The following is a 16,321-nucleotide window of genomic DNA, read 5'->3' on the forward strand; positions in this document are numbered from 1 at the left end:
CCAGAACCAGATTCCTGGTCTGACGTTGCATGCAGGGAACTGTGATGGTGAACAGGAGGAAGAGTGAAAGCCCGAACGCGCCGGGCCGGGGGGTGTGAGGAGTGTGAGAGCGTCAGCTCGCACACATCTCACACTAGCCCTGGCTTACTTGCCCATCCCCAGTTGTTGAGCTTTCTGGTACACCTTGCCCTCAGTCAGCAGTGACGGTGCCACTACAACCTCAACCTGCTGCATCTCCGCAAGGGTTCTGGCACCGAGGGTGCCCATCGAGGTTTTCAGTGCGCCAAGCAAATTGTGGGTTCCGTCGTCCAGGAGTGCAGGACCTCGCAGAATCCGTTCCAGGCTGCCCGTGCTGCCCACATTGATCCTCGTTCCCCGGGGGAGTACCGGGCTGGGGGTCGCCATGCCCCAGTGGAAACCTCGTCCAGGGGCCTCTTCAGCGCGGGCGATGGGGGACCCGATCATGACGGCGTCAGCTCCGCAGGCGATGCACTTGCAGATGTCCCCTCCGGTGACGATGCCTCCATCCGCAACGATGGGAACGTATCGGCCCGACTCCTGCAGATAGTCGTGACGAGCGGCAGAACAATCCGCGACTGCAGTGGCCTGGGGGATGCCGACGCCAAGAACGCCCCGGGAGGTGCAGGCGGCTCCGGGTCCGATTCCGACGAGGACCCCTGCCGCGCCGGCGCGCATGAGCTGCATGGCCACGTCGTAGGTGACGCAGTTCCCGATGACGACAGGCACACCCATGTCTCGACAGAGCGATTCCAGATCGAGCTTGTCCCGCCCTTCAGGCCCGATGTGTTCCGTGGACACCACAGTGGCCTGAACAAAGAAGAGGTCCGCACCGGCTTCAGCGATGGCGTTTTTGTACTTCAGGGCTGCAACCGGGGTGCCGCTGACGGCCGCAATTCCCCCGTTCTGCTTGATCTGCTTGATGCGCTGCCGGATCAGCTGTTCCTGAACGGGTTGGCTGTAGAGCTCCTGCATCAGGGGCACAAACGCATCCTTGCCGACCGCTGCAATGCGATCGAGAACAGGATTGGGGTCCTCGTAACGGGTTTGAACCCCCTCCAGATTCAGAACACCGAGGGCGCCCAGCTGGGACAGTCGAACCGCCATGTCCACATCGACCACGCCGTCCATGGCACTGGCAATGATCGGGATCGATCGTTCGATGCCACCGAGCGTCCAGGTCGTATCTGTGACTTCCGGATCGACTGTGCGCCCTCCAGGGACGAGTGCGATCTCATCAATTCCGTAGGCGCGGCGAACGACCTTTGAGCGTCCGAGCTGAATGTCCACCGCAGGATTTGTTCAGATCCGGACAAGTTACCAACCAGCAGCCTGTCAGCCGGCCTCAGCGGCCTGTGATGCTCGACCAGCGGGATCGCAGGTCACTGATCACGTTCTTGCGGTCGGCGCTGCGAATCATGTTGCGCAGAAGAAAATTGATCAGCCAGATCAGGCCTGTGAGTTCGAGAAGTCCGGAGATCAGTGGCAGGTTGTCGATCGTGCTGACAATCCCGCTGTAGATGTTCAGCACGATGATCAAAACGATCAGGCCGAGGCCGAGCTTGATCGGCGTGCTCCATTGTTTCCAGAGACCCTCGAGGTCCTGGCCGTTGAACCACTGGCGAAGCTTGTCCTTCAGCAGATCCCATTCACCACCTTCCGCGCCCTCTTGCGCAGGAATCTCAACGCTGCTGGAGAAGGTGGGATCGAGTGTTGCGGCAGGCTTGGGCTCCGGGGTCTGTGCTGAAGATGGAACTGGACTCGGCACTGGAGTTGACAGAGGCGTTGACTCCGGGGAAGGGGTTGGTGTCGGTCCTGGCTGTTGCGTCTCCTCGGTCGACCCCATACAAGCTTTGCGAGCTAACTGAGATTTTATCCGAGCTTTCCAGTTCGGATGCCGTCTGGAGATAGACTGAAGGGCGGCGGATTGACCCTTGTATGGCGGATTCTGTGGGGCCCGGCGGTGGCGGTCCCGGTGATTCCGATGACCGGATCATCCAGACGGATCTGCGCAACGAAATGTCGCGGTCATATTTGGAATACGCGATGAGTGTGATCGTGGGACGGGCGCTGCCCGATGCCCGCGACGGACTCAAGCCGGTGCATCGGCGGATTCTCTACGCGATGTACGAGCTAGGGCTCACCAGCGACCGGCCGTATCGAAAGTGCGCCCGTGTGGTGGGTGAGGTCCTTGGTAAGTACCACCCCCATGGAGACACGGCGGTCTATGACGCCCTGGTGCGCATGGCCCAGGATTTTTCGATGTCGATGCCCCTGATTGATGGGCACGGCAATTTCGGTTCGGTGGACAACGATCCACCAGCTGCGATGCGATACACCGAATCGCGGCTGCAGGCACTCACCACCGACAGCCTGCTGGAGGACATCGAGGCCGAGACGGTTGATTTCGCTGACAACTTCGATGGGTCTCAACAGGAGCCGACGGTATTGCCGGCCCGGATTCCACAGTTGCTCCTCAACGGTTCAGCCGGCATTGCCGTTGGGATGGCGACCAACATCCCGCCGCACAACCTGAATGAACTCATTGATGGTCTGCTGGCCCTGATTGAGAATCCCGAAATCTCGGATCAGGATCTGATCCGCCTGATTCCAGGGCCGGATTTCCCAACCGGAGGCCAGATCCTCGGCCGTGACGGCATCCGTGAGACCTATCTCGGTGGCCGCGGATCGGTGACGATGCGCGGGGTGGCCGGCATCGAAACGATTGAAGCGCCCGGGCGCCCAGACCGTGATGCGGTGATCATCACGGAGCTTCCCTACCAGACCAACAAAGCCGCGTTGATCGAACGGATCGCCGAATTGGTCAATGACAAGAAGCTGGAGGGCATCTCCGACATCCGCGATGAAAGCGATCGCGATGGCATGCGGATCGTCGTTGAACTGCGCAGGGATGCCTACCCGCAGGTCGTGTTGAACAATCTGTTCAAACTCACACCGCTGCAAAGCAATTTCAGCGCCTACATGCTGGCGCTGGTGAAAGGGGAGCCGATCCTTCTCACCTTGCGCCGCATGCTGGAGGTCTTCCTCGACTTCCGAGTCGAGACGATCGAGCGGCGTACCCGCTACCTGCTGCGCAAGGCTGAGGAACGGGATCACATCCTGCTGGGCCTGCTGCTGGCCCTTGACCAGCTCGATCCGATCATTGCCCTGATCCGCGCAGCGTCCGATACAGCAACTGCCCGGGCTCAACTCCAAGAGCGCCACGGGCTAACAGATGTTCAGGCGGACGCGATTCTGCAGATGCAGTTGCGACGTCTGACCGCTTTAGAGGCCGACAAGATTCGACTTGAACATGAGGATCTGGTCACCAAGATCGCTGACTACAAGGACATTCTTGGCCGGCGTGAACGGGTCTTCGGAATCATCCAGGCTGAGCTTGGGCAACTGCGTGATCGTTACCCGACGCCTCGCCGCACCGAAATCCTTGATCTCGGTGGCGGGCTCTCCGATATCGACCTGATCGCCAATGAACGCTCGGTGGTTCTGCTGACCGAGACCGGCTATCTCAAGCGGATGCCTGTCAGTGAGTTCGAAGCGACCAGCCGCGGGACGCGCGGCAAAGCCGGAACCCGCAGCCAGGGTGAAGATGCGGTGAAGCTGTTCATCAGCTGCAACGACCACGACACGTTGGTGTTGTTCAGCGACCGCGGGGTGTCCTATGCCCTGCCTGCCTACCGTGTACCCCAGTGCAGCCGTGCGGCCAAGGGCACGCCCGTGGTTCAGTTGCTGCCGATTCCCAGGGAGGAGGCGATCACTTCGTTGATTCCGGTCTCGGAGTTCAACGACGACACTGATTTGCTGATGCTCACCACAGGGGGCTTCATCAAGCGCACCCGCCTCTCGGCCTTCAGCAACATCCGCTCCAATGGCCTGATCGCCATCAATCTGGAGGAAGGCGATGCCCTCACCTGGGTGCGCCTCGCGGTCCCAGGCGACAGCGTCTTGATCGGCTCCAAAGCCGGAATGACCATCCACTTCCGGCTCAGTGATGAGGAGTTGAGGCCCCTGGGACGCACCGCCCGAGGCGTCCGTTCGATGAACCTGCGCGATGGCGATGCCTTGGTGAGTATGGATGTGCTTCCGGTGGAACTGGCCGATCAGGTGGCCGCCAGCGCAGACGACGAAGAGGATGCCGTGAGTGAAGGTCCCTGGGTGCTTGTGGCTTCGGCCTCGGGCCTGGGCAAGCGCGTACCGGTGACGCAATTCCGATTGCAGAAGCGGGCCGGCATGGGCCTGCGGGCGATGAAGTTCCGCACCGAAGCCGATGAGCTGGTGGGGCTGAGTGTGCTCGGTGCCGGTGAGGAATTGCTGCTGGTGAGCGAGAAGGGGGTGATCGTGCGCACCAGCGCCGATGCGATTCCCCAGCAATCCCGTGCTGCCACGGGGGTGCGTCTGCAGAAGCTTGACAAGGGCGATCGGCTGCTCAAGGTGGTGCTTGTGCCGCCGGAGGCCGAAGACGACTCCGCTGACGACACCTCTTCAGACGACACCGCAACAGACGAGCAGGACAGCTGACCTTGGCTGAGCCGGTGGATGTGCTGGTGCTGGGGGGCGGTCCTGCTGCTCTCTGCATCGCTTCGGAGCTGAACCAACGGGGCGTGCGTGTTGCTGGCGTTGCCCCCGATCCGGTTGATGCTCCCTGGCCGAACACCTACGGCATCTGGGCCGATGAACTGAAAATGGTGGGGCTCGAGCCGTTGCTTGAGCACCGCTGGAGCGACACCGTCAGTTATTTCGGTGAAGGCGGATCAACGGCTCAGGATCGGTGTCATGCCCATGGGATCGACTACGGCTTATTCGATCGGGCTGCCCTGCAGCGGTGGTGGCTGGAGCGGGCCGACGGCGTGGTTTGGCATCAGGACACGGCCGAACGGGTGGCGGTGAACGGTTCAACCACCAGTGTCAGCTGTGCATCAGGAACCACGTTGCAGGCTCGCCTTGTGATCGATGCCTCCGGCTCGCGCACACCCCACATTCGCCGCCCTGATCAGGGTCCGGTGGCGGGCCAGGCGGCCTACGGCGTGGTGGGGCGCTTCTCCCAACCGCCGATTGAGCCGGGTCGCTTTGTGTTGATGGACTACCGCTGTGATCACCTCAGCGGAGCGCAGCGCGAGGAACCTCCAACGTTCCTGTATGCGATGGATCTGGGCGATGGGGTGTTCTTCGTGGAGGAAACCTCGCTCGCCCTGGCACCGGGCGTTCCCTACGACGTGCTCAAGCAGCGCTTGCAGCAGCGCCTGGATCAGCGGGATGTGGAGATCACCGAAGTGATCGATGAGGAGTTCTGCCTCTTCCCCATGAACCTGCCGTTGCCGGATCGCCGTCAGCCGGTGCTGGCCTTCGGTGGTGCGGCGAGCATGGTGCATCCAGCCTCGGGCTACATGGTGGGGTCATTGCTGCGGCGGGGACCTGATCTGGCTCTGGCGATTGCCGATGCCCTCTCCAATCCAGCCATGGGATCAGTGGCCTTGGCAAAACGGGGCTGGCAGGCGCTCTGGCCGATCGAATTGGTGCTGCGCCATCAGCTGTATCAATTTGGGCTGAGTCGGTTGATGGGCTTCAACGAAGGGTTGCTGCGCACCCACTTCGCCACGTTCTTTTCGCTGCCGCGTGAGGAGTGGTTTGGATTTCTCACCAACACGTTGCCGCTGCCACGACTGATGACCGTGATGCTGCAACTGTTCGCGATGGCTCCATGGGAGCTTCGTCGCGGCTTGGTGCTGGGAGCTCCCGGGCCTCAGAGCCCCACGTTTGCCCAGTCCAGTGGCTGAATCAGAGGGAACAGACGATCGTCTGAACGAACAGCTTCGAACCAGCCATCCGGAAGCGGTTCCTGCCCGTCCATGGCGCTCATCAGGGTCCAGAAGCGGTCCAGGTGTCGTTGGATCCGTTCCTTCGCCAGCCCTGTTGTGGTCCCGGCTCTCAGGATGAAGCTCCAGTCGGATGACTGGGCCAGCAGCAGTTCCCGCGCGGCCTGTTGCAGCAGAAGCAGATCGGTTTCCCGTGCCACTCCGCGGCTGCAGCGACGCACCATGGCATCACCGGCACGCCCCCACTCGGCCACGACCCAGGCGTTCGTGTCATTGAGCCAGTAGTTGTGGTAACCACCCTGTCCCCAACTCGACGGACAGGGGTCGCACAACTGCAGCTGACCTGCTGCGCTCAGCACATCTCTCAGGCGGGTGAACACCACGCCCTCGCTGGGACCCTGACGGAACAGTTCCGAGAGGAAGTGGGGACCCTCGAACCACCAGTGTCCGAACAGTTCAGCGTCAAATGGAGCGACCAGAAGAGGGCTGATGTCCATCGAGTGGCTGAGTCGATCCAGTTGCCGTCGGCGTCCTTGCAGGTAATGACGGGCGTGTTGGCGAACCTGCTGCTCGGCGATTGCCGGCTGATAGGGCTGTTTCTGGTCCAGCGGCAGCTGATGATCGGTCACCCTGTGCAGCTTGAGGCCGAGGGGACGCGGTTGATCCAGGCCCAGAGAAGAGAGTGCCTCGATGGGAAGATCCCATCCCAGGTCGCGATGGAACTCCCGGTAGTGGGGATCTCCGGGGTAACCGTCTTTGGCTGACCAGACCGGCAAAGTGGCTTCACTGTCCCGGCCGAAGAATGCAACGCCACTGCGGCTGCAGATCGGGGCATAAACACCGAAACGGGGTCGGGGTTTGCCATGCAGCAGGCCATGACCGTCAAGAACGGCGTAGCGCAGCCCGGCATCGCGCATCCAGAGATCAAGACCCTCGTAATAAGCGCATTCGGGCAGCCAGATCCCGAGGGGACGCTCTCCGATCAGTCGTTGGTGCTCCCGTACCGCTGTCCGCAGCTGACCTCTGATCGCTTCAGGGTTCTGGCGGAGCAAGGGGAGATATCCATGGGTGGCTCCGCAGGTGAGCAGGTCAGCAATGCCCTGCTTCTGGAGGCTCGCGAAGCGTCCGATCAGGTCTCCGTCGCAGTCCAGCCAGCCCTGCCGGTGGCGCTTGATGGTGGCCGCAAGATGCTGCGCTGCCGGCCTGAGGGCGTCGGCGGCCCGAGGCAACAGCCTGAGCCTGTCATCCAGCCATTGCGCAAAGCGCTGCTTCAGTTCTCCATCGCTGAGGAGCGAGAGCAGTGTTGGAGACAGGCCGATGGTGATTCTGGGCTGGGCCTCCGGGTTCTGGACGGCCTGCTCAAGAACCTCCAGAAGGGGGAGGTAACACTCGATCAAAGCCTGGAAAAACCAATCCTCTTCGAGCGAGCCAGGCTCAGTGGAACGGACGTACGGCAAGTGGGCGTGAAGAACCAGGGCGAGAGCGCCTTTGGTCACGGAACCACCAGAAAGGTGGTCGAATTTAGAACGGGTTGAGGGTCTCCCCTAAAGTCACGTAACTCATAGTCATTCCGACTAATGCCTGCTCCTGGAGAGTCGCCATGGCCAAGGATCCTGGTCGCGTTCTGATTTTTGACACCACCCTTCGGGATGGTGAGCAATCCCCTGGAGCCAGTCTCAATCTTGAGGAAAAGCTGGCGATCGCCCAGCAACTGGCGCGGCTTGGGGTGGATGTGATCGAAGCAGGGTTCCCGTTTGCCAGTGCCGGAGATTTCTCGGCGGTGCAGAGGATCGCCCAGCAGGTGGGAGGCGAACAGGGCCCTGTCATCTGCGGCCTCGCCCGGGCATCCAAAGCCGACATCAAGGCCTGTGCCGGCGCCGTGGCACCGGCTCCATGCCGGCGCATCCACACGTTCATCGCCACCAGCGACATTCATCTCGAGCACAAGCTGCGCAAGAGCCGCGCTGACGTGCTGCAGATCGTCCCGGAGATGGTGGCCTATGCCCGGTCGTTGGTTGAGGACGTTGAGTTTTCCTGTGAAGATGCCGGCCGCAGCGATCCGGAGTTCCTTTATCAGGTGATCGAGGCTGCGATCGCAGCCGGTGCCACCACGATCAACATTCCTGACACCGTCGGTTACACCACACCAACGGAATTCGGGTCATTGATCGAAGGCATCAACGACCATGTCCCGAACATCGAGGAGGCCATCATTTCCGTGCATGGCCACAACGATCTGGGATTGGCCGTCGCGAATTTTCTTGAGGCCGTCAAGAACGGTGCCCGACAGCTTGAGTGCACGATCAACGGCATCGGGGAACGTGCCGGTAATGCCTCCCTTGAGGAGCTAGTGATGGCACTGCATGTGCGACGTCGTTACTACAACCCCTACTTCGGGCGAGAGGCTGACAGTCCGACTCCACTGACCGGTGTGCGCACGGAAGAAATCACCAAGACGTCTCGTCTGGTGTCCAACCTCACCGGCATGGTGGTCCAGCCCAACAAGGCCATTGTGGGCGCCAATGCTTTCGCCCATGAATCGGGCATTCACCAGGACGGGGTCCTGAAAAACCGCCTCACCTACGAGATCATCGATGCCCGGACCGTTGGCCTGAGTGACAACAGGATTTCACTGGGCAAACTCAGTGGCCGCAGTGCGGTTCGGGCACGACTCGAGGAACTGGGATACGACCTCACCCGTGAGGATCTCGATGAAGCGTTCGCCCGCTTCAAGGACCTGGCGGATCGCAAACGGGAAATCACCGACAGGGATCTCGAGGCGATAGTCAGCGAACAGGTTCAGCAACCGGATGCACGCTTCGTGCTGGGGCTGGTCCAGGTGAGTTGCGGCAGCAGTCTGCGACCAACAGCCACGGTCACACTTGCGGACGAAGAGGGAGGCGAACGCACCGGATCAGCCGTTGGGACCGGACCGGTGGACGCGGTGTGTCGAGCTCTGAATGATCTGGCCGGGGTTCCCAACGAGCTGGTGGAGTTCTCGGTCAAGTCCGTCACCGAAGGGATTGATGCCATGGGTGAAGTCACCATCCGGCTGAGACGGGACGGATCCCTGTTTTCCGGTCATTCCGCCGATACCGATGTGGTCGTTGCTGCTGCGCAGGCGTTCATCAATGCCTTGAACCGTCTGGTCGCTGGAATGGAGAAACCGCCGCTTCATCCCCAGAAGGATGTGGTGGTCGCGGAACCCCGGCCGAGCCTCTGATCGGGGATGAGTCGCCGAGTTCTTGTTTCGGTGCTGCAGCTGCTGGTGCTGCTGTTGCTGGCCTTGCTGGTGCTCGTGCCGCTGCTTTGGCTGGTCAGCACTTCTCTGAAGGGACCGACCGAGGACATCTTCAGCAGTCCTCCTGCCTTTCTGCCGTCGGCGCCCAGTCTTCAGGCTTACGTGCGGCTGTTTCAGGACAACCCCCTCACCACCTATATGTTCAACAGCACCGTGGTCAGTGCTCTGGCCGTGATCGCGAATCTTCTGTTCTGCTCGATGGCGGCTTACCCATTGGCCAGGATGCGGTTCGCCGGCCGCGGCCTGGTCCTTGGGCTTGTTGTCGCCACGATCCTGATTCCCTTCCAGGTGGTGATGATCCCCCTGTACCTCCTGATGGTGCAGCTGGGGTTACGCAACACTCTGGTGGCACTGGTGATTCCGCAAGCGGCAACAGCGTTCGGTCTGTATCTCCTTCGTCAGAGCTTCCTTGGTGTTCCCGTTGAACTCGAGGAGGCGGCTCGCATTGATGGCTGCAGCAGGCTGGGTGAATGGTGGAACGTGATGATTCCTGCCGCCCGCGCCGACCTGATCACCCTGGCGATGTTCGTCTTCATCGGCACCTGGAGTGATTTCCTCTGGCCCCTCGTCATACTTGATGATCCCAGTCTCTACACCTTGCCCCTGGGTCTGCAGCAGCTCTCCAGCAGCTTCGGCCTCGACTGGCGGATCGTGGCAGCTGGATCTGTCGTCTCGATTCTCCCCGTGCTCATCCTGTTCGTGTTGCTACAGCGCTTCATTCTTCCCAGCGCCAGTGGTGATGCCGTGAAGGGCTGACTTAGAACAAGACCTCCGCTGCTCATGATTGTGTCGCTTCAGGATCTCGACCGTCTGATGGCCTTGCGTCAGCAGGATCCAGCCTTGGCTGCCCGTCTGCGTCAGCCACTTGATCTCGAGGCATTTCTGGCGCTGGCGTCTGAATTCGGTTGCTCCGTGACCGAAGCCGATGTCTTTGCAGCTCAGCAGCGGGAAGACTCGCAGCGCTCCGCCGAGGAACTGCAACGCCAGCAGGCCGATGAGTCTCGCCGCTTGCGAACGTTCATCCAGGGATAGCTCGCCGTGGCGTGTCCAGCACACGTTCACGTGCCACGGATCACCGACAAAGCCCGGGCTTTGAGGGAACGTGAGGGCTGGATTGAATGATCGATGTCCGCGCAACAGGAGAGCCAGACACGACCGTATTGGACTCCTGGAGATCTCAATTCAAAGGATTTGAAACCCCGTCGGCGTCGGGAACCTTCTGCGCTTGCACCAGCGGAGGACTCAGCGTTCCTCAGCTGGAGTGATTTGTTTGGAGAGCGCTGAGGAGCCCCAACCCTCCAACGCGGCAGACGTTGGCTCAGTCCTCAAGACGAACGACATCAGGGGTCGCTCCATGCACTTCACCGATCCAGCGGGCATGCCGGACGGCACCGTCGTGGGTATGGAAGATCCAGGCATCGGCAGGCGATTCCAGCGTCTCAATCACCTGGCTCTGGGAGTTCACACCTAGATAGCGGCCCGCTGGAAGGGACCGCAGCACATAGCGCTCGGCGTAGTTGGAGAACATGGCCCTTGAAGGCTTTCACTGAACCCATAGCGATATTGAGACAGCTGAGACTCATTGTGCGGAATCTCTCCTGTTTTATTCCAGCAGCGTTAATCGGCTCCGTTGTTGCCAGATCAGACCAGTCGGTGCCTGGAATCGCAACTGATGGCCACCATCCCGAAACCATGGTTCAGGCCACGGTGTCAGGGTCAATTCACCGGCCTCCAGGTTCCACGCGGTTTTCAGCCAGCGATGCAGGCTGTCCCGGTCTGGTGCTTGCGGCTGCTGCCAATGAACAACCGCCAGCTGACGGGGTGTTGATGTCAGCGTCACGATGCGGTGATGGGGCTCACCATCCTCCGCTGGTTGCTGGGATTCATCGAGTGATTCCTCGCTGACGAACAGGCGCAGCCCTGCGCTGTCGTCCGATTGAGGGAGCTGGTATTTGTTCAGATAAAGCCGTCTGGCCTTTGGAAAGGCGGCTCCAGGGGCCCTGGCCATCAAGGCGTTGTAAGCATTTTGCAGCGTCTGCGTCATGCCGAGCATGGTCGGAACATCCTGCATGGAATGATGAAGACAATGACGGGACTGTCCAGTGATGAGGTCGCATCGCTCCCGATATCGTCTGGCTGGACTTGATGGTCAGCCCCACCCTGTGTTGGACACCACCTACGACAGTCTGGAATCCGCTTTGACGGAAGCGCAGAACTGGTGTTCAGGTCAGGGTGCCTCATGCGCTCCGGCACAACGGGGCATTGCTGTCCAGGTTCGTACCGGGACTGGCTCCTGGAGAACCATCGATTACCCCAGGAGCTGTCTTATTACGCCGTCGCAGAATCCTGGCTGATGACGTGGGTCAGCATTGATCTCTGTGTCGTTCCGATCGGCGTCGGCGTCTCGTTGTCTCCGTTCATCGCGGCATGTCAACGGCAGATCGCTCAATCTGGACTCAAGTCTCAGTTGGGCCCGAACGGCACGGCCATTGAAGGCCCCTGGGATGAGGTGATGGCCTGCGTCCATGCCTGCCATCAGGAACTGCATCGAATGGGGGCGCCAAGGATCTACACAACGCTGAAGATCAACACACGCACCGATCGTGAACAGTCTTTCGAGGACAAGGTGAACGCGGTGGAACGCTGTCTCAAGGTCTGAGAATCTTGAGAAGTTATGGGGGAAACGACTCCCTCGAGTCAAAAGTTGAGACCAATGAGTACAGCTTTGAGTCGCATCTGTGCGTCGCCGCCGCTTGCCATTCGCTCTGCTGTTGCTTCTGTTCGCCGGTCTTGGTGCAGCAGCTCCCGCTCGGGCTGCCACCTGGGAGCGAATCGGTGGGTATGTCCGCCTGATGCGGCGCGCTGGTGTTGAGTCCTTGGTGGCGAAGGATTGTCCAGAGGGCCTGCTCGGAGCCTTTCATGAGGGACGGCAGGTGCTGCTGATGTGCGGCAACAACCTTCCGGATGACCCTGAATATGTCTGGATGGTGCTTGCCCATGAATCCGCCCATGTCATGCAGTTTTGCAACGGTGGTCCGTTGATGCCTGCCGCCTTGCTCACCCAGGAGATGGATCGAGCCCGTCGGACAAGCCCCGACGCCTTCCATGAGTTGAGGCTTTACCACGTGAGTCAGCACCATGTGGAAGTCGAGGCGCGTCTGGTGCAGGCGTTGCCTCCAGACGAGGTGGAGGCCTTGTTCTATCGCCATTGCGGCAATCGGCTTGAGCGCTGAAGGCCTTGCGGAACTGCATCGCGATGACTGGCTCTTGGCGGTGGAGAAGCCCGCTGGGCTGCTGAGTCAGCCAGGGCTTGGGATGCATCAGCAGGATTCGGTGATCACCCGCCTGCAGCGGAACGACCCTGATCTGCAGCTTGCCCATCGACTTGATCGCGATACGTCGGGAGTGTTGCTCCTGGCCCGTGGCCAGGACGCCTTACGACGCTGCAATGCCCTGTTCGCCAGACGGGATGTTCACAAGCTGTACGTTGCGGATGTGATGGGAGTCATGCGGGGCAGCGGAGTGATTCATGCGCCATTGGCACGGCTGCAGCGCCATCCGCCTCGTTACGGCTCATCCGGCGGGGCGTTCTGCCCGGACGCGCTGGAGGGTGCGGCGGCCACAATGGAATTCAACCCGTTTGTGGCTGGTCCCGTTCACCGGTCGTTCCCATCAGCTGCGCTCCCATCTGGCTGAGCGCGGACACCCGATCGTGGGGGATCCGATCTACGGCGATGGAGGCTCGTCTCGTCTGTATCTTCATGCCGTCGCACTTGCCTTCCGACATCCCTTCACAGCCCAGAGATTTCGAGTTCTTTCCAGGAATCAGATGCCATGTCCATTCCAGCAGAACTGATCGGCTACGGCGCTGCGGCGTTAACGACGGCGAGCTTCTTCCCCCAGGCCGTCAAGACCCTGCGAAGCGGGGACACCCGGGCGATTTCCCTTGGCATGTACACCCTTTTCACCTGTGGTGTGACCTTGTGGACCATCTATGGCGTGATGGCCGGTGATGGTCCAGTGATCGCTGCCAATGTGATTACCTTGCTGCCTGCAGCTGTTGTCCTGCAGCGCAAGCTGGCGGATCAGCCGCGGAAACTCTGACGGGCAGGAATCGGGTATGGGATCCGGCGATGGCGCATCCTCCGCCATACCCGTACAAAGGCCTTCACCACCAGTTCCATCTCTGCACGACTCAGGGAGCTCTTGCGGAGCTGGCCATCGCGAAGTCGGGCCTCCACGATCGAACGCACTGTCTCGACCGCCTGTCGCTCGGAGGTGTCAGGAGGCAGGGAACGCAGCGCTGCTTCACAACCGTCCGCCAGCATCAACACGGCCGTTTCCCGGGACCGGGGGGCCGGACCGTTGTAACGAAAGCGCTCTTCATCCACCGCGGGATTTTGCTCCCTTGCCTTGTGGAGGAAGTACCCCATCTTCAAAGTGCCCTGGTGTTCAGGGATGAAATCGGCGACTGGCCGCGGCAGTCGGTGACGGCGTGCCAGTTTCAGCCCCTCATCCACATGGGCCTGCAGGACGGCAGCGCTGGCGAAAGGATCGTCCAGTTCGTCGTGGGGATTCGGACCGCTCTTCTGATTCTCGATGAACCAGTCGGGTGCATGCAGCTTGCCGACGTCGTGATAAAGGGAACCTGTTCGGATCAGGTCCACATCCGCTCCGATGGCTCGGGCCCCTTCCTCGGCCAGACCGCAGATCATCAGCGTGTGCTCGAAGGTGCCAGGGGCTTCGGAGGAGAGACGTCGCAGCAGGGGTCGCTCCTGATCCGCCAGCTCCAGCATCCGAGCGCGTGTCAGCAGGCCGAATGATCCCTCCAGGATCGGGATCAGCAGAAGAGCCGTCATCAGCAGCAAGCCCAGCACCAAGGCCTCTGTCGCCAGCTCATCCAGTCCGCCGGAGACACTCACCCAGGGGCGCCAGCCTGTGTAGGGCTGGAGCTGGAGCAGAAGCCACTGACCGAGAAAAGCGCCGAGCGGAAGCATCACCGCCATCTGAAGCAGCTGCCCTCGACTCCGTTGACGACCAGCCAGGAGAGCCCCCGCCGCGGCGACCGAGGCCGCCATCAGCAGTCGTCCATCACCCAGGCCGTTCACCTGTTCCGGCCAGAGCAGGCTCGCGATCGCCAGCCACGCCAGTCCGCAGCCGGGACCCAGCCCCTCGGTCAGCACCAATGTGGGCGGCACCAGCAGCGCCAGAGGAATCACATTCGCCCCGAACCAGAGCTTCGCCGCCTGGACCAACAGCAGAAATCCAAGGGCCAGCAAGGCATGACGCACCTCGAGGGTGGGGCGTTCACGGCGCATCACCAGCAGCATCACGCCGCAGCCCGCCAGGGCCTCAATGAAGCGTCCCAGCCAGATCACCGGCTGAGGCTCGCGCCGAACCTTCCCGAAGTAGTCGAGGACGTCGTAGGCCTGGGGGCTGATCGATTCACCTTTGCGTGTGATCAGGTCTCCCTTGCGGACCTCAATTGTTGGGATTCCCTGTTTGGTGAGCTGCTCCTCAATGAGCTGTTTGCTGAGCGTCGGGTCCGTGCGGAGGTTGCTGCTTCCCTGGAGCGTGCTCACCAGCAGCTTGCTGGCCAGGGTTCGTGCTGCCGGATCGTCGACCTCCAGCGGCAGATCCCGCATCTGGATACCAGCTGCGCGACGCAGCTCCTCCGTCGCAAGGCTGCTCACAAGCCCCTGGCTGAGCATTCGATCAGCAGCGCGGCGCACGGCGTTGTCCCAGGCGAGGTGCTCGGCTTCGCTGCGCTTCTTGAGCCAACGCTGTTCCTGGGGCGAAAGATTCACCGGGCCAATCCGAGCGGCGGAACCGCTGTCCGTCACCTGCTGCAGCTGATCGAGCTGTTGGTTCAGCCGCTGCCTGAGCTGAAGGGTCTCGTCGTCGTCGATGACCTGAACAACCGAACGGGCAACGAGGCTCGAGCGTCGTTGCTCAAGGGCCGTGCTGTCCTTCACCAGGGCATCTTTGGGGGCAACGGCGTCGAACGGTGCCAGGGAACCGGGTTGCAGATCGGGCTTCAGCAGCCAGGGAATACTGGAGAGAAGAGCCACTGCGATACAAACCAGCAGCAACACCACTGTCTGAAGACGGGTCCAGCGCAGCAATCTGCGGCTGGGGGCCTGATGTTGCAGCCAGCCCCGCCAAAGAAGGCTCGCCCGAAGCATGCTCACACCAGGGAGGCGAACCAGGAGGTTCGGGTTGACATGATCACGCTAGCTCTCCTGTCAGGGCATGCTGGGTGTGGAATGGAAGCTTGATCACATGGCCCTGCGGCTTGATGGCAAAGCTTTGTCCGCACATCTGGAACAGCGTCTGAGTGCGCTGATCGCCGATCATCACGACCAGGCCGGTCGGCCCCCTGGACTGGCTCTTCTGCGCGTTGGGGATGATCCGGCCAGTGGCGTTTACGTGGCCAACAAGGAGAAAGCCTGTGCCCGGGTTGGGGTGACGAGTACAGGGGTGCATCTCAGCGCAGAGAGCGCGGCTGGTGACGTGCTCCATGAACTTCAGCGCTTCAACAGGGACCCACTTGTTGATGGAATTCTGTTGCAGCTTCCTCTGCCGGATGGCCTGGATGAGGGTCCCTTGTTGACGGCGATCGATCCCGACAAGGACGCCGATGGTCTCCACACGCTGAATCTTGGACGGCTGCTCAAAGGCGAACCAGGACCACGCAGTTGCACTCCGGCCGGTGTGATGGCACTCCTGCGCAGCAATGGCATTGATCCGGCCGGCAAGCGAGCTGTCGTGGTCGGCCGGAGCATCCTGGTCGGTCAGCCGATGGCTCTGATGCTTCAGTCGGCCAACGCCACGGTGAGTGTGGCTCACTCACGCACAAGTGATCTCGCCACTCTGACCAAGGCAGCAGAGATTCTTGTGGTGGCCGCCGGCCGACCGGGGATGATCGGTGCTGAACAGGTCAGCCCCGGTGCGGTTGTGGTGGATGTCGGCATCCATCGCAAACCGGAAGGTGGACTCTGCGGAGATGTACGCGCCGATGAGGTGGCCGGTGTTGCCGCTGCCCTTACTCCCGTCCCCGGGGGTGTGGGGCCCATGACGGTCACGATGCTGCTCGTGAATACAGTTCTGGCTTGGTGCCATCGACACGGGATTGCTCATGGCCTGGATGACCTGATCAGCTGAATTCATC

General features: G+C 61.2%; 16 protein-coding genes. 10 read left to right on the forward strand and 6 right to left on the reverse strand.

All coding sequences use genetic code 11. From position 1 onward, the window contains the following. Positions 1 to 144 precede the first annotated feature (144 nt). Positions 145 to 1,308 carry a GuaB3 family IMP dehydrogenase-related protein gene (locus KR100_RS05455; protein ID WP_038543857.1) on the reverse strand — a complete coding sequence of 388 codons (1,164 nt, stop codon included), beginning with the start codon at positions 1,306 to 1,308 and terminating at the stop codon, positions 145 to 147. Between the two features lie 55 nt (positions 1,309 to 1,363). Beyond that, positions 1,364 to 1,864, reverse strand: coding sequence for a CAAD domain-containing protein (locus KR100_RS05460; protein ID WP_038543860.1), 501 nt, complete (start codon positions 1,862 to 1,864; stop codon positions 1,364 to 1,366). A gap of 92 nt (positions 1,865 to 1,956) precedes the next feature. Here KR100_RS05460 and gyrA point away from each other — a divergent pair, with 92 nt between their 5' ends. Together gyrA and crtL are read left to right on the forward strand one after the other, a co-directional pair. Then, positions 1,957 to 4,554: a DNA gyrase subunit A gene (gyrA, locus tag KR100_RS05465; RefSeq protein ID WP_038543862.1), complete on the forward strand. Its 2,598-nt coding sequence runs from the start codon at positions 1,957 to 1,959 to the stop codon at positions 4,552 to 4,554. A gap of 2 nt (positions 4,555 to 4,556) precedes the next feature. Further along, the gene (crtL, locus tag KR100_RS05470) at positions 4,557 to 5,810 is read left to right on the forward strand and encodes a lycopene beta cyclase (RefSeq protein ID WP_038543864.1); all 1,254 of its coding nucleotides are present in this window, start codon (positions 4,557 to 4,559) and stop codon (positions 5,808 to 5,810) included. Here the strand turns inward: crtL and KR100_RS05475 are convergent. Further along, positions 5,777 to 7,345, reverse strand: coding sequence for a glycoside hydrolase family 57 protein (locus KR100_RS05475; RefSeq protein ID WP_038543867.1), 1,569 nt, complete (start codon positions 7,343 to 7,345; stop codon positions 5,777 to 5,779). The genes crtL and KR100_RS05475 overlap by 34 nt on opposite strands. Positions 7,346 to 7,449: 104 nt before the next feature. On the opposite strand from KR100_RS05475, the gene KR100_RS05480 reads away from it, so the two are divergent. Genes KR100_RS05480 through KR100_RS05490 form a run of 3 tightly spaced genes read left to right on the forward strand, consistent with a single transcriptional unit; the run spans position 7,450 to position 10,182 of the window. Continuing rightward, entirely contained in the window at positions 7,450 to 9,072 is a 1,623-nt protein-coding gene (locus KR100_RS05480) for a 2-isopropylmalate synthase (protein WP_038543869.1), read from the forward strand. A 6-nt stretch (positions 9,073 to 9,078) separates the two neighbouring features. Further along, positions 9,079 to 9,906, forward strand: a complete 828-nt coding sequence (locus tag KR100_RS05485; RefSeq protein ID WP_038543872.1) for a carbohydrate ABC transporter permease — start codon at positions 9,079 to 9,081, stop codon at positions 9,904 to 9,906. Between the two features lie 24 nt (positions 9,907 to 9,930). Further along, a complete protein-coding gene (locus KR100_RS05490) occupies positions 9,931 to 10,182 on the forward strand; it encodes a Nif11-like leader peptide family natural product precursor (protein ID WP_369793827.1) in 252 nt (83 codons plus the stop codon). A gap of 286 nt (positions 10,183 to 10,468) precedes the next feature. On the opposite strand, the gene KR100_RS05495 is transcribed toward KR100_RS05490, so the two are convergent. Then, positions 10,469 to 10,678, reverse strand: a complete 210-nt coding sequence (locus KR100_RS05495) for a hypothetical protein (protein ID WP_038543874.1) — start codon at positions 10,676 to 10,678, stop codon at positions 10,469 to 10,471. A gap of 75 nt (positions 10,679 to 10,753) precedes the next feature. After that, positions 10,754 to 11,221, reverse strand: coding sequence for a hypothetical protein (locus KR100_RS05500; protein ID WP_239420419.1), 468 nt, complete (start codon positions 11,219 to 11,221; stop codon positions 10,754 to 10,756). Between the two features lie 282 nt (positions 11,222 to 11,503). Here KR100_RS05500 and KR100_RS05505 point away from each other — a divergent pair, with 282 nt between their 5' ends. The 4 genes from KR100_RS05505 (at position 11,504) to KR100_RS05520 (ending at position 13,254) form a co-directional block, all read left to right on the forward strand. Then, positions 11,504 to 11,809 (forward strand): MTH1187 family thiamine-binding protein, encoded by a 306-nt coding sequence (locus tag KR100_RS05505; RefSeq protein WP_038548043.1) that lies wholly within the window; start codon positions 11,504 to 11,506, stop codon positions 11,807 to 11,809. Positions 11,810 to 11,888: 79 nt separating this feature from the next. After that, a complete protein-coding gene (locus tag KR100_RS05510; protein WP_038543876.1) occupies positions 11,889 to 12,383 on the forward strand; it encodes a hypothetical protein in 495 nt (164 codons plus the stop codon). Further along, positions 12,373 to 12,846 (forward strand): pseudouridine synthase, encoded by a 474-nt coding sequence (locus tag KR100_RS05515; protein WP_369793828.1) that lies wholly within the window; start codon positions 12,373 to 12,375, stop codon positions 12,844 to 12,846. The genes KR100_RS05510 and KR100_RS05515 overlap by 11 nt, the downstream gene beginning before the upstream one ends. Before the next feature lie 138 nt (positions 12,847 to 12,984). Then, positions 12,985 to 13,254 (forward strand): SemiSWEET family sugar transporter, encoded by a 270-nt coding sequence (locus KR100_RS05520; RefSeq protein WP_038543878.1) that lies wholly within the window; start codon positions 12,985 to 12,987, stop codon positions 13,252 to 13,254. Here the strand turns inward: KR100_RS05520 and KR100_RS05525 are convergent. Continuing rightward, positions 13,236 to 15,335: an HDIG domain-containing metalloprotein gene (locus tag KR100_RS05525; protein ID WP_038543880.1), complete on the reverse strand. Its 2,100-nt coding sequence runs from the start codon at positions 15,333 to 15,335 to the stop codon at positions 13,236 to 13,238. The genes KR100_RS05520 and KR100_RS05525 overlap by 19 nt on opposite strands. Before the next feature lie 97 nt (positions 15,336 to 15,432). On the opposite strand from KR100_RS05525, the gene folD reads away from it, so the two are divergent. Next, on the forward strand, positions 15,433 to 16,314 hold the full coding sequence (gene folD / locus KR100_RS05530; RefSeq protein WP_038548046.1) for a bifunctional methylenetetrahydrofolate dehydrogenase/methenyltetrahydrofolate cyclohydrolase FolD: 882 nt from the start codon (positions 15,433 to 15,435) through the stop codon (positions 16,312 to 16,314). The last annotated feature ends 7 nt before the right edge of the window (positions 16,315 to 16,321 follow it).

Source organism: Synechococcus sp. KORDI-100 (assembly GCF_000737535.1).
Classification (GTDB): Bacteria; Cyanobacteriota; Cyanobacteriia; order PCC-6307; family Cyanobiaceae; genus Parasynechococcus.